Below are 23,552 nucleotides of genomic sequence, written 5' to 3'. Positions count from 1 at the left end.
TTATTTTACCACAATGAGCTTATTAAAAACCTTTTCTAGAATTTTTCTTCTAACTCTTATATAATAAAGTATAAATCAAATTCGGAAAGAAGGGAACATATGGGACTCCAAGAAACTATTGGCATTGAAATTGTTTCAGTAGAAAAAGGAAAAGCAGTCGTTCAGTTAGAAGTAACAGAAAAAGTTCATCAACCATTTGGCTATTTGCATGGCGGAGTTTCTGTTGTTTTGGCAGAACATGCTGCGAGTATTGGTGCTGCGAAATCAATTGAACCTGATGAAATCGTCTTTGGTTTAGAAATTAACGCCAACCACCTCGCTTCAAAACAAGAAGGATTAGTGACAGCAACTGCGGAAGCAATCCACCTTGGCAGAAGTACCCAAGTCTGGGAAATTAAAATCACTGACGAAACGGAAAAACTAATTTGTATTAGCAGATGTACTATAGCAGTTAAAAAGAAACGAAAATAAAAAGCATGGCAGAGGTCAATTGATGAACTCTCGCCATGCTTATTTTATTTCTCTGATTCATCTTCGTCTGAATCAGTTTCACTTTCATCTTGTTCGATGATTTCATGCTCGGAATCATCCGACTGTTCTTCAATCGTTTGTTCCTCGCGTTCGCGTTCTTGTTCTTCTTGATCTTCACGCTCATCGATTTTTTCTTCGCGTCGTTCCCATTCCATTCGTTCTTCCAATTCTTCCCGTTCTTGTCGCGCTTTTTCAATTTGTTCTTGGCGAATAATAAGGCTTTTCTTTTTCTTGATGTCGTCTTTTTTCACCGAACGCAATTGGTCACGAATTCGAATAGCTAGCGGCACACCAGTATCATAAGCGGCCCGGTTAATAAGGTGGGAGGCTACTGGAGTCGTTAAGAAAATAAACAGCACTGCCAGAAGCACTCGCGCATTAAAACCTTCACCTGAGTGGAAAAAATAACCAACCGTTGCAAAAAGAAGCAAGCTAACGCCAAATGTATTACTAATCCCAGCAGCATGTGTTCTTGTATAAACATCCGGTAGTCTGATAACACCAATTGCCGCCAGAATACTAAGCAAGCCACCAATTAAAATCATAATAGAAATAATAATCTCAATTATCACGTTCACGGTCAATCACCTTCCCTTTCTCAATAAATTTGGCAAAGGAAACCGTCCCAATAAAGGCAAGGAGCGCAATAAGTAATATAACATCTAAAAAGGCATGGGTGTCATAAAACATTGAAAGGAGGGCAACAATTGCCACTAAATTCATGCCAATAGAATCAAGCGCCACGACTTTATCAGAAGTAGTTGGTCCTTTTAAAATACGGTAAAGATATAAGAAGGTAGAAATCGAATAAAGAAGTAAACCAATGGATAAAGCTATTTGAATAATCATCCGTGGAACACCTCCATAATCGCACCTTCATAAGATTTACGAATCGTTGCAATTTCTTCTTCGATATTCGGAACGTGAAGCGAATGAACATAGATTGCTTTATAATCATCCGAAATATCAATCGAAAGTGTACCAGGAGTTAATGTAATTAATAACGCGAGCATAGTTACTTCCCAGTCAGTTTCAAGTGTTGTATCGTATCTGAAAATCCCTGGACGAATGTTCATATCTTTCTTCAAAACAATTCGACTTACATGAACCGTCGAAACTATTAAATCATGCAAGAAACGGAAAACTAGTTTAACGAGGGCAAATAACCGGAAAAGGTAAAATCTTGACCCAAGAAAGCGTCGCATAAATAAAAGCAAAAATATCCCGATAATAAAGCCAATGATAAATGTCGCAAAACTAAATGATGACTCAAGAAACATCCACAAACAAGCAAGTATTATATTAAGAATAAGTTGAAAAGCCATCTTTTATCACTCCTTTATCACCGCATCGATATAAACAGAAGGGTCAACAAGTGGGTCAACCGCCTGTTCAATAAACGGATAGATTGCGTTACTAAACACGCCATAACCAATAGAAATCGCAAGTAGAATAACTACAGGTACGAGCATTTTTTTATACGGAATTTGTAGATTGAATACGCCTTTTTTCTCGCCCCAAAAACCTCTTGTAAAGACTTTGATTAAAGACATAAGGACGAATAAACTTGATAATAAAATGAGTATCCCGCCAACAATTTGACCAGCTGAGAAAGCTCCTTCGACTATCAAAAGTTTTCCAATAAATCCGCTAAGAGGTGGAATCCCTGAAAGGCCTAATGTGGCAATAAAGAAAATCCAACCAAGTGACGGCTTCACGCTCATTAAGCCACTGAATTTTTTCACGCTAGAGTAACCAGTAATCGCCATCACAATCCCAACAATGAGGAAGAGTGCGGCTTTGATTATCATATCGTGAATCAAGTAAAATACGGCACCAGTCATCGATTCGCGTGTCATAATCGAAACGCTAAATAGTATCACGCCAATCGCAATCATAATATTGTAAATCACAATTGTTTTCATATCATAATAACTAATTGCCCCTATAACGCCAAGGATAATCGTCACAATCGCGAGTATTCCAAGTAACGGAACAACAAAGTCAGTTAGTGAACTGAAAAATAGTGTATACGTTCGAATAATTGCGTAAACACCAACCTTTGTCAGAAGCCCGCCAAATAAAGCGAGAACTGGGATTGGTGGAGCAAAGTAAGATCCCGGAAGCCAGAAATAAAGCGGGAAGAGTCCTGCTTTTAGTCCGAATACAAACAAGAATAAAACTGCGACAACGCTTATCATTCCAGTATTCGCACCATTTAAGTCCGTAATTTTTTGTGAAATATCTGCCATGTTGAGTGTTCCAATCATCGAATAAAGCAGTGCAATCGCTACAACGAAAAATCCAGAACCAACCACATTTATCAGTAAATATTTAATCGTTGCTTTCAGTTGAACTTGGGTCCCACCAATGACAAGAAGTACATAAGATGCCATCAACATAACTTCAAAGAATACAAACATATTGAAAATATCACCAGTTAAAAACGAACCATTCACCCCAACAATCATAAAGAGAATCGCTGGGTAATAAAGAAATTTCTCACGCGGTTTCCCAATCGTGTAAAAGGAATAAAGTATCACGCAGAAAAGGATAATACTAGTCGTTGCCGTAAGCAAAATCGCAAGCATATCGCCAACCATCGTAATCCCAAAAGGAGCAGCCCAGTTACCAATATTTACAGTTGTGATACCATTTTCTCGAATGTAAAACACGAGTCCAAGTGTCGCCACAACCAGAATGCCACTAAATATCAGGGCGAAAACTCGTTGAACAATGACACGTTTTGGCAGTAGCATTAATGTAATTGCTCCAAGGAAGGGAATCAATATCGGCATTAAAATTAAATTATTCATCATCGGCTTCATGTCCTCTCGTCTTGGATACACTCTCGCTATCAAGCTCCTGATACGCTCTATAAGCAAGAACAAGGAAAAAGGCAGTTACACCAAAGCTTATAACAATCGCAGTTAAAATAAGTGCTTGTGGAAGGGGATCATTGTATGTTCCAGATCCCGGTGTACCAAGAATCGGTACGCGACCTTTTTTCAGTCCACCCATCGTTAGTACAAGTAAATTGACGCCATGACTTAGGACAGCTGTTCCAATGATAATTCGTAACAAACTTTTAGAGAGAATTAAGTAGACAGCAGCTGCAAAAATCAAGCCGATTAATATAGACATTAATAGTTCCATCAGTCACTCTCCCCAATCGTTTGAATTATCGTAAGTGTTACACCGACAACAACTAAGTAAACGCCAAGGTCAAACAAAGTCGCCGTGTGTAACGCAGTATCTCCTAAAATGGGCAAATCAACATGACCAAACTTATGTGTTAAGAAAGGGTCACCCGTGAAAATCCCAATCATTCCTGTACCTAGAGCAAAAACAAGACCGACACCAGTGAGCATAATCGTATTGATATTAAGCATACTAGCGACTGTTTTTGTATCATAAGCAAGTAATGTTAACGTAATTGCGCCAGCTGTTGTAAGCCCGGCCACAAATCCGCCACCTGGATTATAATGCCCTGCGAAGAAGAGGTGAAGCGAGAATAAGAAAATAATGAAAGCAACAACTTTTGTTACATTTCTCAGTAGAACGTCATTCGTTTTCATCATTCTCACCTCGTTTCGTCAGTCGTAATTTAATCATCGCGTAAATACCAATCGCGGCAATTGACAGAACAGCGGTTTCGAACATCGTATCAAAACCACGGAAATCAACCAAGATAACATTAACAATATTTCGTCCCGCCGCTTCCACGTAAGCATTATCGACATAGTATTTTGAAATTGAGTCATAAAAAGTCGTATTATACGCTGAAAGGGAAACCAGTGTAATAATCACACCAACCCCGATACTCAATATCGTCTTCATTGAAAACCATTTCGGCTTTTCCTCAATATTACTAAACTGAGGAAGGTGATAGAACACAAGTAGATAAAGCACAACGGAAATAGTTTCAATAATAAGCTGTGTCAAAGCAAGGTCAGGAGCTCTTGAAATAACAAAGAAAATACTAATTGTATAACCCATCGCTCCAAGTAAAATAATCGAAGTAATACGCGACTTGGAAAAGACAATCCCAACCAAAGTCACTAAAATAACAGCAGCTAATACAAAATCAACAACCGTTACTTTCGTCATACTCGAAAAGTTGAAATCAAGTGCATTCGTGAAAATCATTACCGAAGCCATCATTAAAATAAAGGCCGATAACATATAGTTTAAGTAAGTTCGTAGCCAACCAGTCATAATAAACATCGTCATCCGATACGAACCTTGTTCTAAATAATACATCCCATTATCATATGTTTTGCCAATTCGAAGTGCTTTTGGAACTCGAGTAGTAATCCAAGGCTTCCAGTATTTATGTGTAAGGAACAAGCCAATACCAACAGCGACAACCCCGAAAGTCATCAATAAAGCTGGTGTAAATCCGTGCCATAAACCAATATGAATGGAAAAATCAGTAGCAAGTCCTGGAACAATCGCTCTTACAGCAGGTTCCAAAATCGGCTCTGCAATTAAATTAGGGAAAAGCCCAATCCCTACCACAAAAATTGATAAAATAATTGGTGGCAACAGTAGTCCAAACGGAGCTTCATGTGGCTTTTTCGGAAGTAAGTATGGCTTCAGTTTTCCAGTAAATGTTTTAAAGAAGATAATCATGCTATACACAAATGTAAATACGCTAGCAACCCAAGCAACAACAGGAAGCAGAACGCCCCAAGTACTTGCGTCAAACAATTGCAATTGCGTAATATTTACCATGCTTTCAAAAAACATTTCTTTACTTAGAAATCCGTTAAATGGTGGAATACCAGCCATCGCAAATGTTCCGATAAATGCAATCGTTGCTGTAATAGGCATAATTCGCATTAATCCGCCAAGCCGTCTAATATCCCGCGTGCCGGTTTCGTGATCGACAATCCCAACCATCATAAACAAGCTTCCTTTAAATGTCGCATGATTAAACAAGTGGAAGACAGCCGCTACAATCGCCATCACATAAATATCATCACTTAGCGTGTCAAAATGAAGCGAGGCCGCTCCAACACCCAGAAGTGACATAATAAGTCCAAGTTGACTAATTGTCGAGTAAGCCAAAATCGCTTTTAAATCGTTTTTCTTTGTGGCATTTAGTGAACCCCAGAAAAGCGTCGTAATCCCAACGAGTGATACCGTCCAAAACCATACACCCGAACTTGCGAATAGCGGCGTTAACCGAGCGACAATATAAATCCCAGCTTTGACCATCGTTGCAGAGTGGAGGTAGGCACTGACCGGAGTAGGTGCTTCCATTGCGTCAGGTAGCCAAATATGAAATGGTACTTGCGCAGATTTCGTAAATGCCCCGAGCAATACAAGAATCATTGCGGGAATGAATAAACTATTATTACTGATCACGTCCGCGTTACTAATAATCTCGCGAATGGAGTAAGAATCGCTCATAATATGAAGCAAAATAAACCCGCCGAGCATCATTAGTCCACCGAAGACTGTAATCATCATCGATTTACGAGCACCGTACCTTGAACGCTCACGATGATACCAGTACCCAATCAATAAGAACGAACTAATCGAAGTTAATTCCCAGAAAAGATAGAGGACAATCAAGTTATCACTTAGGACAACCCCAAGCATTGCCGTCATAAAAATAAATAAAAATGTATAGAAATTGCTAAGTCGTTCTTTCTTTTTCCCTAAATAATAAATAGAGTAAAATGTAACGAGTGAACCAATTCCAGTAATAAGTAGCGCAAACAGTAAACTTAGCCCATCTACTACTACTGTAAAATTAATCCCAAGTTGCGGAATCCAAGGCATTGAAACAATCGTTGTCCCGTCCATCGTTTTGGGAATAAATGTTAAGAAGTAAATAAACAAAATCACTGGAATCGGAAGTACTAACCAGCCAGTATGAACTTGTTTAGTCCACCGGTAAAAAAGTGGAATTAGCAGTGCCACAATAAATGGCAGAACAATTGCTAGATGAAGAAATGACAATATCGGCTCCTCCTCGAAGAATTTTTATACGGAAACTCATCCTGGAAATGTGAAAATAAGAACAGGAAATCATTATTTTTTAAGCAAGTACTTACATTTAATGAAACATAGCTCTAACTAACATTTTAAAAAATTGCGCTAACTCATCAAATTTCAACAACCTTACTATTCACGAAGTACCCAAATAAACGCCGTACTTTTTATATTTTTTATTATAACATACTTTTTTATCTGAAAAAAAGGCAGGAAACTTAACTTTATAAATCAATTTACGCAATGTTAAAAAACAATTAAATAGGAAGAACAAAAAAACAAACCTAAGAAAAAACTTAGGTTTGTCAAACTCAATCTACGTTCACATGCCGTATTCGGTCGGAACGTAACGCATAAAGCAAAATGAAAAATGCCACGAGGAACATAAAACTCATAAATAAGAACACACTCGGAATTCCTGTGAAACCAGCGAGCGTCCCACCGAGGATTGGTCCGATAACATTTCCTAAAAAGCGAGCACTTTGATTATAGCCAAGCATTTCGCCTTGCATAACACCAGGCGCCGCAAGCCGAATATAAGCTGTCGTACATGGCACCATACCACCAATCGCAATCCCGAATAAAAAGCGGAAGAAGATAAACACCCAAAGATTCGTCGCGAATGCCTGTGGAATAACAAAAACAGCCGCCATAATCAACAAGATATTTAGTATTTTCTCATACCCATATTTGTCTCCAAGCTGTCCCCATTTTCGCGTCATCACCAAGTTCCCGAATCCCGTCGCAGAAAACGCCAACCCTGACAAGAAAGCAATATTGTCTGATTGCGTCATATCTCCGACATAAAGCGCAAGCAACGGTTGAACACTAAAGTTCGCAATTTGGATGAGTGCAGTAATAACCATCACCGTGAATAGAACTCGTAGCGTAAAAATTTGTTTTAAAACTGCACGACGAGAATAAACGACTTTGGCAGCTTCTTTTTGTTCTTCAGTACGGATTTCTTTCACACCAAAAGCGACAATTAAAGCCGCAACCATCATCGCAATCCCGGTAATCGTAAAGGTATCTTTAAAGCCAAATAAATCCGCCATCGCCCCACCAATCAAGGGACCAAACAGCATCCCAGTCACGCCTCCAAGTTGCAAAGTACCGAGAATTTTCCCAGCTTCATTACGAGGAGTTTGCCTTGCAATAAAGGCATTACTAACGCCAATAAAGCCAGTTACAACCCCCATGAAAATCCGCAATATCAGTAAATAGGTGACAGAATGCGCAAATCCCATCAAAAAAATACAAACTGATAAACCAAACGAAGTCAGAATCAAAATCCCTTTATAACCGTGCTTATCACCAATACGACCCCAAATCGGCGAAAAGATAAACGCAACTAAAAATGTCACGCCAAAAATATAACCGGCCCACCTTTGGACGTAGGCATTGCTATAATCGCCAAATGTTTCAATGTAAAGAGATAAAAAGGGCATAATCATTGTCATACTGGCTGACATCAGCAGGTTGGCCAGCATTAAGATGTATAAATTCCGTGTTCGAGTTGTCATAAAAGAATCATCTCTATTCGTATTATTGTTAAAACTGTCCTTTTCATTATAGAATAAAAGATAGTGAATGAAAAATAAAGTGAAGGATGTGCATTTTTGGTTAAAAAAATTGTTATTTGGGTTTCAGCTGTTATACTAGTACTGTATCTGATTGCTGTCGTTGTTAATTTGCTTATTATTTGGCTACGTTAGTAAACAATAAATTTAAACAAAAGAAGGAGTTTTTACAATATGACTTACCCACAATTATCAAAAGAAGTGGCACCTAATGAAATCGAAGCAGAAATGATTACAAACCGAGGAACTATCCGCATCAAACTGTTCCCTGAAATTGCACCAAAAACAGTAGAAAACTTTGTTACACATTCCAAAAACGGCTACTATGATGGTCTTATTTTCCACCGTGTTATTCCTGAATTCATGATCCAAGGTGGCGACCCAGACGGCCGCGGTACTGGTGGCGAAAGTATTTGGGGCGAATCTTTTGAAGATGAATTCTCTACAGAAGCTTTCAACTTACGCGGAGCTCTATCAATGGCAAACGCTGGTCCAAACACAAACGGCAGCCAATTCTTCATCGTTCAAAAACCAGATATGCCTGCTGACATGCTTGGCCAAATGGAACAAGCTGGCTTCCCAGTAGAAATTATCGAAGCTTACAAACAAGGCGGAACACCATGGTTAGACGGCCGCCACACAGTTTTCGGTCACGTAATCGAAGGCATGGACGTAGTAGACGAAATCGCCAACCTACCAACTGGCATGCAAGACAAACCAGTGAATGACGTTGTGATTGAGAAGATTAATATTAAATAATGAATGAAGAGCACTTTCATAGAAAGTGCTCTTTTTAGAATGCGGTAGAATAATTACAGATAGGAGTCGTGAAAAATATAGAAATTTCATCTCCAATAAAAATCAACAATCAACTAATCTACGGTCGAGACAAAACTTGGCTTATCAGCTTACACCAAACTCCTAATCAACTCACACTATCCATAGAAGTTGACCTTGAAGAAGAAAGCATACTCCTAAATATGATTTTTAACGGGTTTATTTTCCACTCATCCACCGAACTCGACACCTACGAAAAAAGCAAATGGAGTACTAGTTGGTTAACAAGTCAGAGCAATTTTGAAATAATCGAGCAGTCTAATTTAATCCATGAACGAGTGAAAATAAGAAATGATTATAACGTTCAAGATTTTAAGCATTACCGCGTTAGTACTTATGATTATATTATTGATATAATCGCCAAAGACCACCAATTAGAAGAAGCAAATAAATAACAAAAAACAAGTTTCTCATCAATCAGGATGAAAAACTTGTTTTTTTAGACTAAGACTTCTGAAAAGAATTCATTGTATAGTGCGCGAACGGCCGTATTTTCTTGTTCTTCCTTCACACCAAACATAATACTTACTTCAGAAGAACCTTGATTAATCATTTCAATATTCACTTTCGCGTCAGATAAAGCTTTCGAAGCACGCGAGGTTATTCCAACATTATGGCGCATAGCTTCACCAACGACCATAATCAGGGAGATACCATGTTGCATAATCACTTGATCGGCATTTAATTCTTCTTTTAACCGCGTCATAATCGTCCGCTCTGTGTCCTCACCAAACTGATTTTCACGAATAATAATCGTTAAATCATCAATCCCAGACGGCATATGTTCATAATTCAATCCAGCATCTTCCAGAATTTGCAGCACTTTCCGTCCGAAGCCAATTTCGCGGTTCATCAAATATTTACTAATATAAATGCTACAAAAGCCATCATCACTAGCAATACCAACGACAGGACCATTATTGTTTTCGCGTTCATGAACGACACGTGTACCACAAGAATCAGGATTGTTCGTATTTTTAATATGCACAGGAATACCCGCATGGAACGCCGGAATCAGTGCTTCATCATGAAAAACAGAAAAGCCTGCATAAGAAAGTTCGCGCATTTCCCGGTAAGTCAGTTCAAGAACTTTCTTCGGATTTTTCACAATAGCGGGATTGACCGCATACACTGCATCAACATCAGTAAAGTTCTCGTATAACTCAGCTTGAGCCCCGTTTGCGACAATCGCTCCAGTAATATCAGAGCCACTTCGAGAAAATGTACTGATTTCACCGTCTTTCGTATAACCGAAAAATCCTGGAAAAACAATGATACCTTCTCGCTCTCGAAGCGCAAATAAACGGTCATAAGACTCAGGAAGAACTTGGGCACTAGCATGTTCATCCGTCACAAATAATCCAGCATCTTTTGGATTAACATAGTTGGCGTTTAAGCCTTTGAATTTAAAATAAGCAGCGATTAATTTCGCATTATTGTCTTCTCCACTAGCCTTCATTCGATCTAAAAATTTATCAGGATCGCTTTTATCAGACGAAATAGTCTTTTGTAAGTCGGCGCGAATTTGTGTGATAATCGCGTCATCCATTCCTGTATCAAGGGCAATGCCAGCATATCTCGCAATGACGGCTTCAAATAGTTCACTCGTATCTTCGCCTAGAAGTGCTTTTGCCGCACAATCAATAAGTAAATCGGTCACTTTTGTATCGTCCTTGAAACGCTTTCCAGGTGCAGAAACAACGACGATCTTTCGTTCAGAATCCTCCGCTACAAGTTGGAAAACCTTATTTAATTGAATCCCTGATGCTAAAGAGCTTCCGCCAAATTTAATTACTTTCATGCAACACACTCCTGATCTGAATTTTTATCTCCCGAAACTGTTGTATTTGGATGATGCGAAATTTTCTGAGCTTTCGGATAAAGTTATTGTCTATTATCGCTCTTTTTACGTGAAATCGCAATGTTTTTTCGCATTTTTAATAATTTTATCTTGGCACCAGTAGTTTACTTGTTTAAAAAGCTAAAGGTAGTTATAATAAGAGTGTACAAAAAAAGCAGCCTTAATCTGAAAGGAAAGATTACGATGAAAAATATTGTTTTAGTATGTGCGGCAGGGATGTCAACAAGCCTTTTAGTAACAAAAATGCGTAAAGCAGCTGAAGATCGTGGAGAAACATGCGAAATCGAAGCATACTCCATTGCTGAAGTAAGTAACTTAATTGATGATGCAGATGTAGTACTTTTAGGACCACAAGTACGTTATCAGAAAAAAACAGTTGATGAACTAGCTGCTGGGAAAATTCCAGTAGATGTTATCGACATGGCAGCTTATGGTACAATGAACGGTGAAAAAGTACTCGGTCAAGCATTAGATTTAATTGATGGGTTCCAAAAATAAACAGTAAAAAAACCTGTGTGGCAGTTAAGCCACGCAGGTTTTTTAGCTTTCTTGGGTAAGTATTCCGTCTTCCATACGATATACATGGTTCACTAAATCTAACATTCGTTCATCGTGTGTAACCATAATTGCAGTTCGACTCGTTTGAACAACCTCGTTTCGGATGAGCTCTACAACTTCACGACTTCTTTCCGTGTCAAGACTTGCAGTTGGTTCATCGGCTAAAATAACGGAAGGTTGGTTGATAAGTGCTCGCGCAATAGCGACACGTTGCTTTTGCCCACCAGATAGATCTTTTGGATAGAAATTTGCGCGATCGCTAATTCCAAGTTGGCTTAGAAGGGAAGCAGTATCTTTTTCAAGTTCCGCCGCGCTTTTTCCTGCCATTTTTCCAATAAAGCTGATTTGATCTTTTACGTGTAAATAAGGAACTAAGTGAGCAGCTTGGAAAATAAAGCCAATTTCTTCTAAACGAAGAGCCGTTTGTTCTTTAGAAGATAAGTTTCCGACTGACTTGCCGTTTATGGAAATCGTTCCGCCAGTTGGTGTTAATAGCGCTCCGGCAAGAGAAAGTAGCGTACTTTTGCCAGAACCACTTGGACCAACGATGGCGATTAATTCTCCTTTTTTCGCTTCGAAATTTGTTTCCTTCAGTGCATGAATAATTGAAGGGCCAGACGGGTAATCTTTGTATACATTTTCAAAAGATAATAGAGTTTCCATTATTCATCACCTCCTCGAATAGCATCTAATGCATCTACTTTAGCAATTCGTCTAAGTGATAAAAGAGCACCAAATAGAGCAACTAAGAAGAATAAACCACTATAAAGCGCAATCGTCATTGGACTCAATCTAAACGGCATAGCTGCTGGCATAATACTTGGAAGCAGCAATGTTACACCGACACTAATTAAAATACTAATAATCGAAATAATCACCACTTGAGTAATAATGCTCTTCACTAAGTAACTAGTTTTCGTTCCAAGTGCTTTCAAAATACCAAATTGCGTTGTTTTTTGAAGCGTCATAACATAGAAGAACGCGGTTAAAATAAATCCGCCAATAATGATTAGGAAGAAAATCATCATGTTAAGCGTCATTTGTTCCGCGGAATAACCTGGAATTTGATTTAAAAACTCTTTGTGATCGATTGTCGTTAAATCTTTATCCGAGAGTGTTACACCTTTATCAGGGTTGTCTGTTTTAATCGCAATAGTACTTGTTTGCGGGATTTTTTGGTGATATAAAACAGGATTGATTTCTTGCCAAGTCGCGATATTAATATAAACAACGGGAGCATGGCTATACTTTTGATTCTCTGTAAAGCCGACAACCGTTAATTCTCTATTTAAAATATCATCCATTAAAACATCGCCAATTTTGATTCCGTCTGATTTCAAAGAAGAATCGACAACGATTTCGTCAGGTTTTGTTACTTGTATGTTAGCTCCATCAGAAATTTTTGGAGCGAGAAAGCTATCTGGTTGAATACCGAAAAGTGCTACACTAAACTTTTTATCGTCACTTTCCCGTTTTAACGTTTGCATAGATTGTCCGAGAACCGCAGCATCCTTCACGTTCGCATCTTTTTTCACGTCAGCGAGTTTGGATTCTGGGAACTGAGATCTAGATAATTTGTCTTGGGCGTCTTTGCTGAGAACATAATATGGAACCCCGTTATCTGCTACAGATGAAGCATTATCATAAGCAAGCCCGTTTGCCAGCCCAGATAAAATAAGTGATAGTAACATAATTAAGACCATGATGCCTGTTACTAAAATATAGCGCAACTTAGAATAAACTAATTCACGAAGCCCTAAAAACATCGGTTATACCAACTCCTTTAAATTTATGTAAACGGAAAATGAACACTATTTCACTTTCCAAAGAATAGTATACCAAAGCTATAATCAATTTCCTAAAAAAAGAAACTAAGTATTTGCTACTTAGTTTCCCAGAATAAGCTATTTTTTTAAGCCTTGAATCAGAAGTTTTACCCCTTTTTCTAAAGTTTCTTTTGGACATGCAATGTTGAGGCGGACAAAACCTTTACCTGAATGACCAAATCCAGAACCCATTTGGACACCAACGCCGGCTTCGATTAAATCAGTATAAATCGTTTTCTCATCTTTAGGAAGCGCGCGGCAATCAAGCCACATCAAGTAAGTTGCCTCTAAGTCCGTTACGCCAACTTCTGGTACTTCTTTTTCGATTGCATCCTTTACATATTCATAATTACGATAAATATATTCTTTTAGTTCGTTTAACCAAGCAGCGCCATCCCGGTAGGCAGCTTCAGTACCAACAATCCCAAAAACATTAAGCCCATTAGTTGTAGCATATTTTTGCTCCGCGGCGAATTTTGCTTGGTAGTCTTTATTCGTAATAATATAGTAGGAAGCTTTAATAGCAGCTAAATTAAATGTTTTTGTAGCAGCCATCAAAGTGATAATTTGATCTTTATAAAATGGCGCAGCAACCATCATTGGTACATGTTTATGATTTTTCATCACTAAATCAGCGTGAATTTCATCTGAAACAATCGGAATTTGGTATTTTTCACACAGATTAGCAAGTTCCACTAGTTCTTCTTTTGTGAAACAACGACAACCAGGGTTTTGCGGATTACATAGAAGGAATAATTTTACATTTTCTTCTTTCATCCGTTTTTCCAAATCATTAAAATCCATTCGATATTGGTGGTTTTCATATATGAGCGGGGACATAACTACTTTTCGTTCTGTAGCTTTGGTTACGTTGAAAAATGGCGGATAAATCGGCGAAACCATTAGAACAGCGTCACCTTCACTTGTTAACGAACGAATTGCTAGCGAAATAGTTGGAACAACAGCCCCGTTGAAAAACAAAGTGCTCGGATCAATTTCAAATTGGTGTTGCTCTTTGTTCCAATCAATAACAGCTTCGACAAGTGCCGCTGATTTTGTTGAATAACCAAAAATCCCGTGATCGATTTGACGCTGGAATGCATCAAGTACAGGCTTTGGCGCACGGAAATCCATGTCAGCTACCCACATTGGAATAATATCTTTTCTGCCAAATAATTCTTCTGCCCCATCCCACTTTTCTGAATTAGTTCCAATCCGCGGAATGACTTCATCAAATTGACTCAATTATGTCACGCTCCTTCTCTTTAATTCGACTCAATTATAGCATAAATTTCACCTTTAAAGCTCACCATACAAGGATTTAGAATAATTGTTAAAGTTTCGCCTAAGTGTTATAATTTATAAAATATTGTAAGGTTGAAAGTAGGTGGAATGAGGATGAGTACATTCAAGGTGGGAGAAGTAGTTTCTGGGAAAATTGCCGGAATTCAAAGCTACGGTGCATTTGTAGCATTAGATAATTCTACACAAGGCTTAGTTCATATTTCAGAAATAACACATGGTTTTGTAAAAGATATCCATGATTTTCTAGAAGTTGGCCAAGAGGTAAAAGTAAAAATACTCGACATTGATGAAGAAAAAAACAAAATCAGTCTTTCTATTAGAGCGACTGAAGAAGCACCAAAAGAACAACCAGCTAAGAAAAAAAACGTATCATCTGGTGAAAATGATGAAGGTTTCAACACATTACGAGATAAATTAGAAGAATGGATTAAAAAAGCAGATAAATAAAAATCTCCATCAGCTTGGTATAATGCCCTTTTCGGGATAAATTGCTAGGCTGATAAATTTAATTGACTAAAATTTTAGAAAAAGGGAATAGTTAGTAGTAATTTTCAATTTATTCATTTGTATAAAATAGTCAAAAAAGGGGGATTTACGTGAAAAGATCTATTCATGTGCAAGCATTTGTGTACAACGAGAAGAAAGATGAGATATTAATAGTTAGAAACCGCAATTTAGCTTGGACTTTTCCAGGAGGACATGTCGAAACAGACCAAACGATGGAAGAAGCACTCGCAAGTAAAGTAAAAGAACAAACAAATATTGATATAGAAATAGAGTCAATTTTACATTGCAAAGAGCGCCGTGCTACATGGGAACACGTTTGTACATTTGTTTTTCGAGCAAAACCAGTTGGTGAGATGGCGACTTTTTCAAACGACGACAATGTCTTTCGAGTAAAATGGATACCAATTCCACTTGCTGACGATCTATTACCTATAGACCAATTATCTTTAAATGAACTAGTCAGAAGCGAGGGAGTCTTATATGAAAACTATACCTAATTTTTCAAAAAGGCTTAAATTTCACAAGGTCTATCCTTGCTAAAAAGCATTGATTGATATAAAGTTAATAAAGAAACTTTTTTAAAATTTGGAGGGAAAACAATGACACATATTAAATTTGATTATTCCAAAGCGCTCCGTTTTTTTGAAGAACGCGAACTTGATTATCTTGAACCAGCAGTAAAAGCAGCTCATGATTCATTACATAATGGTACAGGTGCTGGTAATGACGCGCTTGGTTGGATTAATTTACCAACAGATTACGACAAAGAAGAATTTGCTCGTATCAAAAAAGCAACAGAAAAAATCCACAGTGATTCTGACGTATTAATCGTTATCGGTATCGGTGGTTCTTACCTTGGAGCACGTGCAGCAATCGAAACTTTAAATCATTCCTTCTATAATGTACTTGAAAAAGGTGCGCGTAAAACACCTCAAGTATTCTTTGCAGGAAATAGCATTAGTTCCTCTTACTTACATGACTTAATCGAAGTAGTTGGCGACCGCGACTTTTCTGTTAACGTTATTTCTAAATCCGGAACAACAACAGAGCCAGCAATCGCTTTCCGTGTTTTCAAAGAACTTCTAATCAAAAAATACGGCGAAGAAGGCGCGAAAAAACGCATTTACGCTACAACTGATAAAGCAAAAGGCGCGCTAAAAACATTAGCTGACAACGAAGGCTACGAAACATTTGTAGTTCCAGATGACGTTGGTGGACGTTTCTCTGTTTTAACTGCAGTAGGTTTACTTCCAATCGCAGTGAGTGGCGTAGATATTGATGCGCTTATGAACGGAGCAGCAGCAGCAAGCAAAGATTTCGACAAACCAGAGCTAAAAAATAACATTGCTTACCAATATGCAGCAGCTCGTAATGTTCTTTATCGTAAAGGAAAAGTAACTGAACTTCTAATCAGCTACGAACCAGGGTTACAATATTTCAACGAATGGTGGAAACAATTATTCGGCGAAAGTGAAGGTAAAGACAAAAAAGGAATTTACCCATCGAGCGCTAACTTCTCTACAGATTTACATTCTATCGGTCAATATATCCAAGACGGCCGTCGTAACCTTTTTGAAACAGTTATCAAAGTGGACAAACCACGCCACAATTTAACTATCAATAAAGAAGAAGTAGATTTAGATGGCTTAAACTACCTTGCTGGTGAAACAGTTGATTTCGTTAATACAAAAGCATTCGAAGGAACTCTTTTAGCACATACAGACGGCGAAGTTCCAAACTTTGTTGTAGAAGTACCAGAACTAGATGCCTATACTTTCGGCTACCTAGTATACTTCTTTGAAAAAGCTGTAGCAATCAGTGGTTACCTAAATGGCGTAAATCCATTTGACCAACCAGGAGTAGAAGCATATAAAGCCAACATGTTCGCATTACTTGGCAAACCAGGCTTCGAAGACAAAAAAGCAGAACTAGAAAAACGCTTAAACGATTAATTTTCATTTCCAAACCTTGGGGCCAATCGCTCCAAGGTTTTTTGATTGTTTGCGATTTTTTTCTATTGGAGTTACCATATAGTTAAACAAAAGGAGGGGAAGAAGTGCTATCTATCGAACGTAAACGCGCCATTGTCCAATATGTCAAAAGCCGAAAAATAGCAACCGTTAGCGAACTAGCTAAACATTTTGAAGTTCACGAAGCAACCATTCGCCGCGATTTAACATCACTTGAAAAAGACAAAAAACTAAAAAGAACCCATGGCGGAGTTATGATAGAAGAAAAAGTAGTTTCTGAACCTAACTGGAAAAAACGTAGTGAAGTGCGCTATGAAGAAAAACAACGCATCGCTACATTAGCAGCAACAATGGTTAAAGACGGGGACACAATCATCCTAGACGCCGGAACAACAACCGGTCATATCGCAACAGCGTTAAAAGACCGCTCCAAATTAACCGTAATAACAAATGATATTAACGTAGCTTCCATAATGCGCTTTTCCCCGTCCAAAGTAATCGTGACAGGTGGAGTCATTTATCCGGAAACATTCATTCTTAACGGTATGATAACGAGCGGAACCTTACAGAGTATTCACGTACATAAAGCCTTCGTAACCACACCAGCTCTTGATATTGATAAAGGGTTAATGCACTACGATGAATATCTAATCCCAGCAAAACAACAAATGCTCCACTCAGCCGATGAAGTAATCTTAGTAACAGATCACACCAAGTTCGGTCGGATCTCCTTATACAAATACGCAGCTCTAGATGAAATATCTTCTATCATCACTGGAAAAGAAATAGATCCAGTCTTGAAAGAACAATTTGAAGAAAAAGGAATGCAAATTTATACAACATAAAGCCTTTTAGTTTTGACTAAAAAACATTGTCCTAACATCAATTTATACACTAAATTAATCTTTTTTCATCTTTATTTAATAAACTTTGTAAAAAGTATTGACGAAAGGCAAAAATCTTGGTATATTTATAAACGTTGCTGATACGGACAAACGCTTTAGCAGCAAAAGAAACTGACCTTTGAAAACTGAACAAAAAAGAAGACGAAAAGCAATGAGACGTAAAGTCTCACTGGTAATCGCAGGGCAGAAAACAGAAAGCTGTTTTCAACAAAAACAAACTAGTAATTTAATTGCTAGCGAAGTCAATTTGACGCAAGGAATCTTATTCACGGTGTTGAATAAGTATTCAAATTCAATTTATATTTTAAAGAGAGTTTGATCCTGGCTCAGGACGAACGCTGGCGGCGTGCCTAATACATGCAAGTCGAACGAACGGAGGAAGAGCTTGCTCTTCCAAAGTTAGTGGCGGACGGGTGAGTAACACGTGGGCAACCTGCCTGTAAGTTGGGGATAACTCCGGGAAACCGGGGCTAATACCGAATGATAGAGTGTGGCGCATGCCACGCTCTTGAAAGATGGTTTCGGCTATCGCTTACAGATGGGCCCGCGGTGCATTAGCTAGTTGGTAGGGTAATGGCCTACCAAGGCAACGATGCATAGCCGACCTGAGAGGGTGATCGGCCACACTGGGACTGAGACACGGCCCAGACTCCTACGGGAGGCAGCAGTAGGGAATCTTCCGCAATGGACGAAAGTCTGACGGAGCAACGCCGCGTGTATGAAGAAGGTTTTCGGATCGTAAAGTACTGTTGTTAGAGAAGAACAAGGATAAGAGTAACTGCTTGTCCCTTGACGGTATCTAACCAGAAAGCCACGGCTAACTACGTGCCAGCAGCCGCGGTAATACGTAGGTGGCAAGCGTTGTCCGGATTTATTGGGCGTAAAGCGCGCGCAGGCGGTCTTTTAAGTCTGATGTGAAAGCCCCCGGCTTAACCGGGGAGGGTCATTGGAAACTGGAAGACTGGAGTGCAGAAGAGGAGAGTGGAATTCCACGTGTAGCGGTGAAATGCGTAGATATGTGGAGGAACACCAGTGGCGAAGGCGACTCTCTGGTCTGTAACTGACGCTGAGGCGCGAAAGCGTGGGGAGCAAACAGGATTAGATACCCTGGTAGTCCACGCCGTAAACGATGAGTGCTAAGTGTTAGGGGGTTTCCGCCCCTTAGTGCTGCAGCTAACGCATTAAGCACTCCGCCTGGGGAGTACGACCGCAAGGTTGAAACTCAAAGGAATTGACGGGGGCCCGCACAAGCGGTGGAGCATGTGGTTTAATTCGAAGCAACGCGAAGAACCTTACCAGGTCTTGACATCCTTTGACCACTCTGGAGACAGAGCTTTCCCTTCGGGGACAAAGTGACAGGTGGTGCATGGTTGTCGTCAGCTCGTGTCGTGAGATGTTGGGTTAAGTCCCGCAACGAGCGCAACCCTTGATTTTAGTTGCCAGCATTTAGTTGGGCACTCTAAAGTGACTGCCGGTGCAAGCCGGAGGAAGGTGGGGATGACGTCAAATCATCATGCCCCTTATGACCTGGGCTACACACGTGCTACAATGGATGGTACAAAGGGTCGCGAAGCCGCGAGGTGGAGCCAATCCCATAAAACCATTCTCAGTTCGGATTGTAGGCTGCAACTCGCCTACATGAAGCCGGAATCGCTAGTAATCGTGGATCAGCATGCCACGGTGAATACGTTCCCGGGCCTTGTACACACCGCCCGTCACACCACGAGAGTTTGTAACACCCGAAGTCGGTAGGGTAACCTTTATGGAGCCAGCCGCCGAAGGTGGGACAGATAATTGGGGTGAAGTCGTAACAAGGTAGCCGTATCGGAAGGTGCGGCTGGATCACCTCCTTTCTAAGGAAAAGGAAACCTGTGAGTTTTCGTTCTTCTCTATTTGTTCAGTTTTGAGAGGTCACTCTCTTGTATGTCAGATAAAGTACGCAAGGCAACATGCTTGGAGCATAGCGCCACTACATTTTTGACGGGCCTATAGCTCAGCTGGTTAGAGCGCACGCCTGATAAGCGTGAGGTCGATGGTTCGAGTCCATTTAGGCCCACTTTTTCTTTCTGACACGAAGAAAACATCCAATTTAATTCCTTTTAGGGGCCTTAGCTCAGCTGGGAGAGCGCCTGCTTTGCACGCAGGAGGTCAGCGGTTCGATCCCGCTAGGCTCCACCAAAATTGTTCTTTGAAAACTAGATAAGAAAGTTAGTAAAGTTAGCATAGATAATTTATTATTTATGACACAAGTAACCGAGAATCATCTGAAAGTGAATCTTTCATCTGATAAGAAGTATCATCGCTGATACGGAACATCAGAAAAACAACCTTTACTTCGTAGAAGTAAATTGGTTAAGTTAGAAAGGGCGCACGGTGGATGCCTTGGCACTAGGAGCCGAAGAAGGACGGGACTAACACCGATATGCTTTGGGGAGCTGTACGTAAGCGTTGATCCAGAGATTTCCGAATGGGGGAACCCACTATCTTTAGTCGGATAGTATCCTTACGTGAATACATAGCGTGAGGAAGGCAGACCCAGGGAACTGAAACATCTAAGTACCTGGAGGAAGAGAAAGAAAAATCGATTTCCTGAGTAGCGGCGAGCGAAACGGAAAGAGCCCAAACCAAGAAGCTTGCTTCTTGGGGTTGTAGGACACTCTATACGGAGTTACAAAAGAAAGTTATAAATGAAGCGGTCTGGAAAGGCCCGCCAAAGACGGTAACAGCCCGGTAGTTGAAATGGCTTTCCCTCCAGAGTGGATCCTGAGTACGGCGGAACACGTGAAATTCCGTCGGAATCCGGGAGGACCATCTCCCAAGGCTAAATACTCCCTAGTGACCGATAGTGAACCAGTACCGTGAGGGAAAGGTGAAAAGCACCCCGGAAGGGGAGTGAAACAGTTCCTGAAACCGTGTGCCTACAAGTAGTTAGAGCCCGTTAATGGGTGATAGCGTGCCTTTTGTAGAATGAACCGGCGAGTTACGATTTGTTGCAAGGTTAAGCGGAAAAAGCGGAGCCGTAGCGAAAGCGAGTCTGAATAGGGCGCATAAGTAACAGGTCGTAGACCCGAAACCAGGTGATCTACCCATGTCCAGGATGAAGGTAAGGTAATACTTACTGGAGGTCCGAACCCACGCACGTTGAAAAGTGCGGGGATGAGGTGTGGGTAGCGGAGAAATTCCAATCGAACTTGGAGATAGCTGGTTCTCTCCGAAATAGCTTTAGGGCTAGCCTCGAGGTAAAGAGTCATGGAGGTAGAGCACTGTTTGGACTAGGGGCCCTTCTCGGGTTACCGAATTCAGATAAACTCCGAATGCCATGTACTTATACTCGGGAGTCAGACTGCGAGTGATAAGATCCGTAGTCGAAAGGGAAACAGCCCAGACCACCAGTTAAGGTCCCCAAATATATGTTAAGTGGAAAAGGATGTGGGGTTGCTTAGACAACCAGGATGTTGGCTTAGAAGCAGCCACCATTGAAAGAGTGCGTAATAGCTCACTGGTCGAGTGACCCCGCGCCGAAAATGTACCGGGGCTAAACATATTACCGAAACTGTGGATGAACCTCTTCGGAGGTTCGTGGTAGGAGAGCGTTCTAAGGGCGGTGAAGTCAGACCGGAAGGACTGGTGGAGCGCTTAGAAGTGAGAATGCCGGTATGAGTAGCGAAAGAAGGGTGAGAATCCCTTCCACCGAATATCTAAGGTTTCCTGAGGAAGGCTCGTCCGCTCAGGGTTAGTCGGGACCTAAGCCGAGGCCGATAGGCGTAGGCGATGGACAACAGGTAGAGATTCCTGTACCAGTGCTAATTGTTTAACCGATGGGGTGACACAGAAGGATAGGGAATCGCACGAATGGAAATGTGCGTCCAAGCAGTGAGTGTGAGAAGTAGGCAAATCCGCTTCTTGCGAAGCATGAGCTGTGATGGGGAAGGAAATTAAGTACGGAAGTTCCTGATTTCACGCTGTCAAGAAAAGCCTCTAGGAAGAGTAGTACTGCCCGTACCGCAAACCGACACAGGTAGATGAGGAGAGAATCCTAAGGTGAGCGAGAGAACTCTCGTTAAGGAACTCGGCAAAATGACCCCGTAACTTCGGGAGAAGGGGTGCTCTATTAGGGTGCAAGCCCGAGAGAGCCGCAGTGAATAGGCCCAGGCGACTGTTTAGCAAAAACACAGGTCTCTGCAAAACCGTAAGGTGACGTATAGGGGCTGACGCCTGCCCGGTGCTGGAAGGTTAAGAGGAGTGCTTAGCTTCGGCGAAGGTACGAATTGAAGCCCCAGTAAACGGCGGCCGTAACTATAACGGTCCTAAGGTAGCGAAATTCCTTGTCGGGTAAGTTCCGACCCGCACGAAAGGCGCAACGATCTGGGCACTGTCTCAACGAGAGACTCGGTGAAATTATAGTACCTGTGAAGATGCAGGTTACCCGCGACAGGACGGAAAGACCCCGTGGAGCTTTACTGCAACCTGATATGGAATGTTTGTACCGCTTGTACAGGATAGGTAGGAGCCGAAGAGACGTGTGCGCTAGCATACGAGGAGGCAATGGTGGGATACTACCCTGGCTGTATGACCATTCTAACCCGCCACGCTAAGCGCGTGGGGAGACAGTGTCAGGTGGGCAGTTTGACTGGGGCGGTCGCCTCCTAAAGAGTAACGGAGGCGCCCAAAGGTTCCCTCAGAATGGATGGAAATCATTCGCAGAGTGTAAAGGCACAAGGGAGCTTGACTGCGAGACTGACAAGTCGAGCAGGGACGAAAGTCGGGCTTAGTGATCCGGTGGTTCCGCATGGAAGGGCCATCGCTCAACGGATAAAAGCTACCCCGGGGATAACAGGCTTATCTCCCCCAAGAGTCCACATCGACGGGGAGGTTTGGCACCTCGATGTCGGCTCGTCGCATCCTGGGGCTGTAGTCGGTCCCAAGGGTTGGGCTGTTCGCCCATTAAAGCGGCACGCGAGCTGGGTTCAGAACGTCGTGAGACAGTTCGGTCCCTATCCGTCGCGGGCGCAGGAAATTTGAGAGGAGCTGTCCTTAGTACGAGAGGACCGGGATGGACACACCGCTGGTGTACCAGTTGTTCCGCCAGGAGCATCGCTGGGTAGCTATGTGTGGCAGGGATAAACGCTGAAAGCATCTAAGCGTGAAGCCCCCCTCAAGATGAGATTTCCCATTTCTTCGGAAAGTAAGATCCCTGAAAGATGATCAGGTAGATAGGTTTGGAGTGGAAGTGTAGCGATACATGGAGCGGACAAATACTAATCGATCGAGGACTTAACCAAAAAATGAAACAAAGTTACCTAACTGAACCCTTTCTTCTCTAGTTTTGAGAGAGCAATCTTTCAACAACTTCATATTGTCTGGTAGTTATGGCGAGAAGGTCACACCCGTTCCCATCCCGAACACGGTAGTTAAGCTTCTCTGCGCCAATGGTAGTTGGGGGCTTCCCCCTGCGAGAGTAGGTCGCTGCCGGGCAATTTATTATTCCACAGTAGCTCAGTTGGTAGAGCAATCGGCTGTTAACCGATCGGTCGCAGGTTCGAGTCCTGCCTGTGGAGCCATTTTCTGGAGAGCTGTCCGAGTGGCCGAAGGAGCACGGTTGGAAACCGTGTAGGCGGTGTAAGCTGTCTCAAGGGTTCGAATCCCTTGCTCTCCGTTTACACGTA

The 23,552-nt window shown here is 41.1% G+C and carries 20 protein-coding genes, 4 tRNA genes and 3 rRNA genes; 15 read left to right on the top strand and 12 right to left on the bottom strand.

Annotation, left to right across the window (positions count from 1 at the left end; all coding sequences use genetic code 11):
* Positions 1-99: 99 nt before the first annotated feature.
* Positions 100-471 (top strand): 1,4-dihydroxy-2-naphthoyl-CoA hydrolase MenI, encoded by a 372-nt coding sequence (gene menI / locus PQQ29_RS12085; protein ID WP_003763757.1) that lies wholly within the window; start codon positions 100-102, stop codon positions 469-471.
* 44 nt (positions 472-515) lie between these two features.
* On the opposite strand, the gene mnhG is transcribed toward menI, so the two are convergent.
* From mnhG to PQQ29_RS12045, 8 genes are all read right to left on the bottom strand, one after another.
* Positions 516-1,109: a monovalent cation/H(+) antiporter subunit G gene (gene mnhG, locus PQQ29_RS12080; protein WP_010991214.1), complete on the bottom strand. Its 594-nt coding sequence runs from the start codon at positions 1,107-1,109 to the stop codon at positions 516-518.
* Positions 1,093-1,380, bottom strand: a complete 288-nt coding sequence (locus tag PQQ29_RS12075; protein ID WP_003722409.1) for a Na(+)/H(+) antiporter subunit F1 — start codon at positions 1,378-1,380, stop codon at positions 1,093-1,095. Before PQQ29_RS12075 ends, mnhG begins: the two co-directional genes overlap by 17 nt.
* Complete coding sequence (locus tag PQQ29_RS12070) at positions 1,377-1,856, bottom strand: Na+/H+ antiporter subunit E (RefSeq protein ID WP_003768160.1); 480 nt, start codon at positions 1,854-1,856, stop codon at positions 1,377-1,379. Before PQQ29_RS12070 ends, PQQ29_RS12075 begins: the two co-directional genes overlap by 4 nt.
* Before the next feature lie 6 nt (positions 1,857-1,862).
* Positions 1,863-3,347, bottom strand: coding sequence for a Na+/H+ antiporter subunit D (locus PQQ29_RS12065; protein WP_072218538.1), 1,485 nt, complete (start codon positions 3,345-3,347; stop codon positions 1,863-1,865).
* Positions 3,340-3,687 (bottom strand): Na(+)/H(+) antiporter subunit C, encoded by a 348-nt coding sequence (locus tag PQQ29_RS12060; RefSeq protein ID WP_003763750.1) that lies wholly within the window; start codon positions 3,685-3,687, stop codon positions 3,340-3,342. The genes PQQ29_RS12065 and PQQ29_RS12060 overlap by 8 nt, the downstream gene beginning before the upstream one ends.
* Positions 3,687-4,112: a Na(+)/H(+) antiporter subunit B gene (locus PQQ29_RS12055; RefSeq protein WP_003769105.1), complete on the bottom strand. Its 426-nt coding sequence runs from the start codon at positions 4,110-4,112 to the stop codon at positions 3,687-3,689. The genes PQQ29_RS12060 and PQQ29_RS12055 overlap by 1 nt, the downstream gene beginning before the upstream one ends.
* Positions 4,096-6,504: a Na+/H+ antiporter subunit A gene (locus PQQ29_RS12050; RefSeq protein ID WP_010991212.1), complete on the bottom strand. Its 2,409-nt coding sequence runs from the start codon at positions 6,502-6,504 to the stop codon at positions 4,096-4,098. The genes PQQ29_RS12055 and PQQ29_RS12050 overlap by 17 nt, the downstream gene beginning before the upstream one ends.
* A 344-nt stretch (positions 6,505-6,848) precedes the next feature.
* On the bottom strand, positions 6,849-8,129 hold the full coding sequence (locus PQQ29_RS12045) for a lmo2377 family MFS transporter (RefSeq protein ID WP_465262238.1): 1,281 nt from the start codon (positions 8,127-8,129) through the stop codon (positions 6,849-6,851).
* Between the two features lie 162 nt (positions 8,130-8,291).
* On the opposite strand from PQQ29_RS12045, the gene PQQ29_RS12040 reads away from it, so the two are divergent.
* Together PQQ29_RS12040 and PQQ29_RS12035 are read left to right on the top strand one after the other, a co-directional pair.
* Complete coding sequence (locus tag PQQ29_RS12040) at positions 8,292-8,876, top strand: peptidylprolyl isomerase (RefSeq protein WP_003726864.1); 585 nt, start codon at positions 8,292-8,294, stop codon at positions 8,874-8,876.
* A 77-nt stretch (positions 8,877-8,953) separates the two neighbouring features.
* Positions 8,954-9,349 (top strand): hypothetical protein, encoded by a 396-nt coding sequence (locus PQQ29_RS12035; protein WP_033837594.1) that lies wholly within the window; start codon positions 8,954-8,956, stop codon positions 9,347-9,349.
* Between the two features lie 44 nt (positions 9,350-9,393).
* On the opposite strand, the gene PQQ29_RS12030 is transcribed toward PQQ29_RS12035, so the two are convergent.
* Positions 9,394-10,755 carry an aspartate kinase gene (locus tag PQQ29_RS12030; protein WP_003763737.1) on the bottom strand — a complete coding sequence of 454 codons (1,362 nt, stop codon included), beginning with the start codon at positions 10,753-10,755 and terminating at the stop codon, positions 9,394-9,396.
* Positions 10,756-10,998: 243 nt separating this feature from the next.
* On the opposite strand from PQQ29_RS12030, the gene PQQ29_RS12025 reads away from it, so the two are divergent.
* Positions 10,999-11,313, top strand: a complete 315-nt coding sequence (locus PQQ29_RS12025) for a PTS sugar transporter subunit IIB (protein WP_003763736.1) — start codon at positions 10,999-11,001, stop codon at positions 11,311-11,313.
* A 42-nt stretch (positions 11,314-11,355) separates the two neighbouring features.
* Here PQQ29_RS12025 and PQQ29_RS12020 read toward each other — a convergent pair whose 3' ends face one another.
* The 3 genes from PQQ29_RS12020 to PQQ29_RS12010 all read right to left on the bottom strand — a co-directional run bounded on the left by PQQ29_RS12020 (position 11,356) and on the right by PQQ29_RS12010 (position 14,444).
* Positions 11,356-12,036 carry an ABC transporter ATP-binding protein gene (locus PQQ29_RS12020; protein WP_003763734.1) on the bottom strand — a complete coding sequence of 227 codons (681 nt, stop codon included), beginning with the start codon at positions 12,034-12,036 and terminating at the stop codon, positions 11,356-11,358.
* Positions 12,036-13,139, bottom strand: coding sequence for an ABC transporter permease (locus tag PQQ29_RS12015; protein ID WP_010991210.1), 1,104 nt, complete (start codon positions 13,137-13,139; stop codon positions 12,036-12,038). Before PQQ29_RS12015 ends, PQQ29_RS12020 begins: the two co-directional genes overlap by 1 nt.
* A gap of 138 nt (positions 13,140-13,277) precedes the next feature.
* Positions 13,278-14,444, bottom strand: coding sequence for a MalY/PatB family protein (locus PQQ29_RS12010; protein ID WP_187983874.1), 1,167 nt, complete (start codon positions 14,442-14,444; stop codon positions 13,278-13,280).
* Between the two features lie 153 nt (positions 14,445-14,597).
* Here PQQ29_RS12010 and yugI point away from each other — a divergent pair, with 153 nt between their 5' ends.
* The 11 genes from yugI (at position 14,598) to PQQ29_RS11955 (ending at position 23,542) form a co-directional block, all read left to right on the top strand.
* Positions 14,598-14,951: a S1 domain-containing post-transcriptional regulator GSP13 gene (gene yugI / locus PQQ29_RS12005; protein WP_033533598.1), complete on the top strand. Its 354-nt coding sequence runs from the start codon at positions 14,598-14,600 to the stop codon at positions 14,949-14,951.
* A 149-nt stretch (positions 14,952-15,100) separates the two neighbouring features.
* The gene (locus PQQ29_RS12000) at positions 15,101-15,508 is read left to right on the top strand and encodes an NUDIX hydrolase (protein WP_003763729.1); all 408 of its coding nucleotides are present in this window, start codon (positions 15,101-15,103) and stop codon (positions 15,506-15,508) included.
* Positions 15,509-15,610: 102 nt separating this feature from the next.
* Complete coding sequence (locus PQQ29_RS11995) at positions 15,611-16,963, top strand: glucose-6-phosphate isomerase (RefSeq protein ID WP_003728418.1); 1,353 nt, start codon at positions 15,611-15,613, stop codon at positions 16,961-16,963.
* Between the two features lie 104 nt (positions 16,964-17,067).
* Positions 17,068-17,826, top strand: coding sequence for a DeoR/GlpR family DNA-binding transcription regulator (locus PQQ29_RS11990; RefSeq protein ID WP_003722392.1), 759 nt, complete (start codon positions 17,068-17,070; stop codon positions 17,824-17,826).
* A 363-nt stretch (positions 17,827-18,189) separates the two neighbouring features.
* Positions 18,190-19,739 (top strand): 16S ribosomal RNA (locus PQQ29_RS11985).
* A gap of 129 nt (positions 19,740-19,868) precedes the next feature.
* Positions 19,869-19,942 (top strand) — tRNA-Ile (locus PQQ29_RS11980).
* A 46-nt stretch (positions 19,943-19,988) separates the two neighbouring features.
* A tRNA-Ala gene (locus PQQ29_RS11975) sits at positions 19,989-20,064 on the top strand.
* A gap of 172 nt (positions 20,065-20,236) precedes the next feature.
* Positions 20,237-23,168 (top strand): 23S ribosomal RNA (locus PQQ29_RS11970).
* Positions 23,169-23,245: 77 nt separating this feature from the next.
* Positions 23,246-23,361: ribosomal RNA gene (gene rrf, locus PQQ29_RS11965) — 5S ribosomal RNA — on the top strand.
* The 16S, 23S and 5S rRNA genes sit together here with 4 tRNA genes alongside, the layout of an rRNA operon.
* A 10-nt stretch (positions 23,362-23,371) precedes the next feature.
* A tRNA-Asn gene (locus PQQ29_RS11960) sits at positions 23,372-23,447 on the top strand.
* 6 nt (positions 23,448-23,453) lie between these two features.
* Positions 23,454-23,542 (top strand) — tRNA-Ser (locus PQQ29_RS11955).
* The last annotated feature ends 10 nt before the right edge of the window (positions 23,543-23,552 follow it).

This window comes from Listeria innocua, assembly GCF_028596125.1.
GTDB lineage: Bacteria > Bacillota > Bacilli > Lactobacillales > Listeriaceae > Listeria > Listeria innocua.
Note: the sequence above shows the minus strand (reverse complement) of the source record. Positions and strands in the feature narration are given on the sequence as shown.

Coding starts and splice junctions, on each gene's coding strand:
- PQQ29_RS12070 (WP_003768160.1), bottom strand. CDS start 1,856: ATGGCTTTTCAACTTATTCTTAATATAATACTTGCTTGTTTGTGGATG.
- PQQ29_RS12025 (WP_003763736.1), top strand. CDS start 10,999: ATGAAAAATATTGTTTTAGTATGTGCGGCAGGGATGTCAACAAGCCTT.
- PQQ29_RS12060 (WP_003763750.1), bottom strand. CDS start 3,687: ATGGAACTATTAATGTCTATATTAATCGGCTTGATTTTTGCAGCTGCT.
- PQQ29_RS12065 (WP_072218538.1), bottom strand. CDS start 3,347: ATGAATAATTTAATTTTAATGCCGATATTGATTCCCTTCCTTGGAGCA.
- PQQ29_RS12075 (WP_003722409.1), bottom strand. CDS start 1,380: ATGATTATTCAAATAGCTTTATCCATTGGTTTACTTCTTTATTCGATT.
- PQQ29_RS12055 (WP_003769105.1), bottom strand. CDS start 4,112: ATGATGAAAACGAATGACGTTCTACTGAGAAATGTAACAAAAGTTGTT.
- menI (WP_003763757.1), top strand. CDS start 100: ATGGGACTCCAAGAAACTATTGGCATTGAAATTGTTTCAGTAGAAAAA.
- PQQ29_RS12015 (WP_010991210.1), bottom strand. CDS start 13,139: ATGTTTTTAGGGCTTCGTGAATTAGTTTATTCTAAGTTGCGCTATATT.
- PQQ29_RS12030 (WP_003763737.1), bottom strand. CDS start 10,755: ATGAAAGTAATTAAATTTGGCGGAAGCTCTTTAGCATCAGGGATTCAA.
- PQQ29_RS11995 (WP_003728418.1), top strand. CDS start 15,611: ATGACACATATTAAATTTGATTATTCCAAAGCGCTCCGTTTTTTTGAA.
- PQQ29_RS12040 (WP_003726864.1), top strand. CDS start 8,292: ATGACTTACCCACAATTATCAAAAGAAGTGGCACCTAATGAAATCGAA.
- PQQ29_RS12020 (WP_003763734.1), bottom strand. CDS start 12,036: ATGGAAACTCTATTATCTTTTGAAAATGTATACAAAGATTACCCGTCT.
- yugI (WP_033533598.1), top strand. CDS start 14,598: ATGAGTACATTCAAGGTGGGAGAAGTAGTTTCTGGGAAAATTGCCGGA.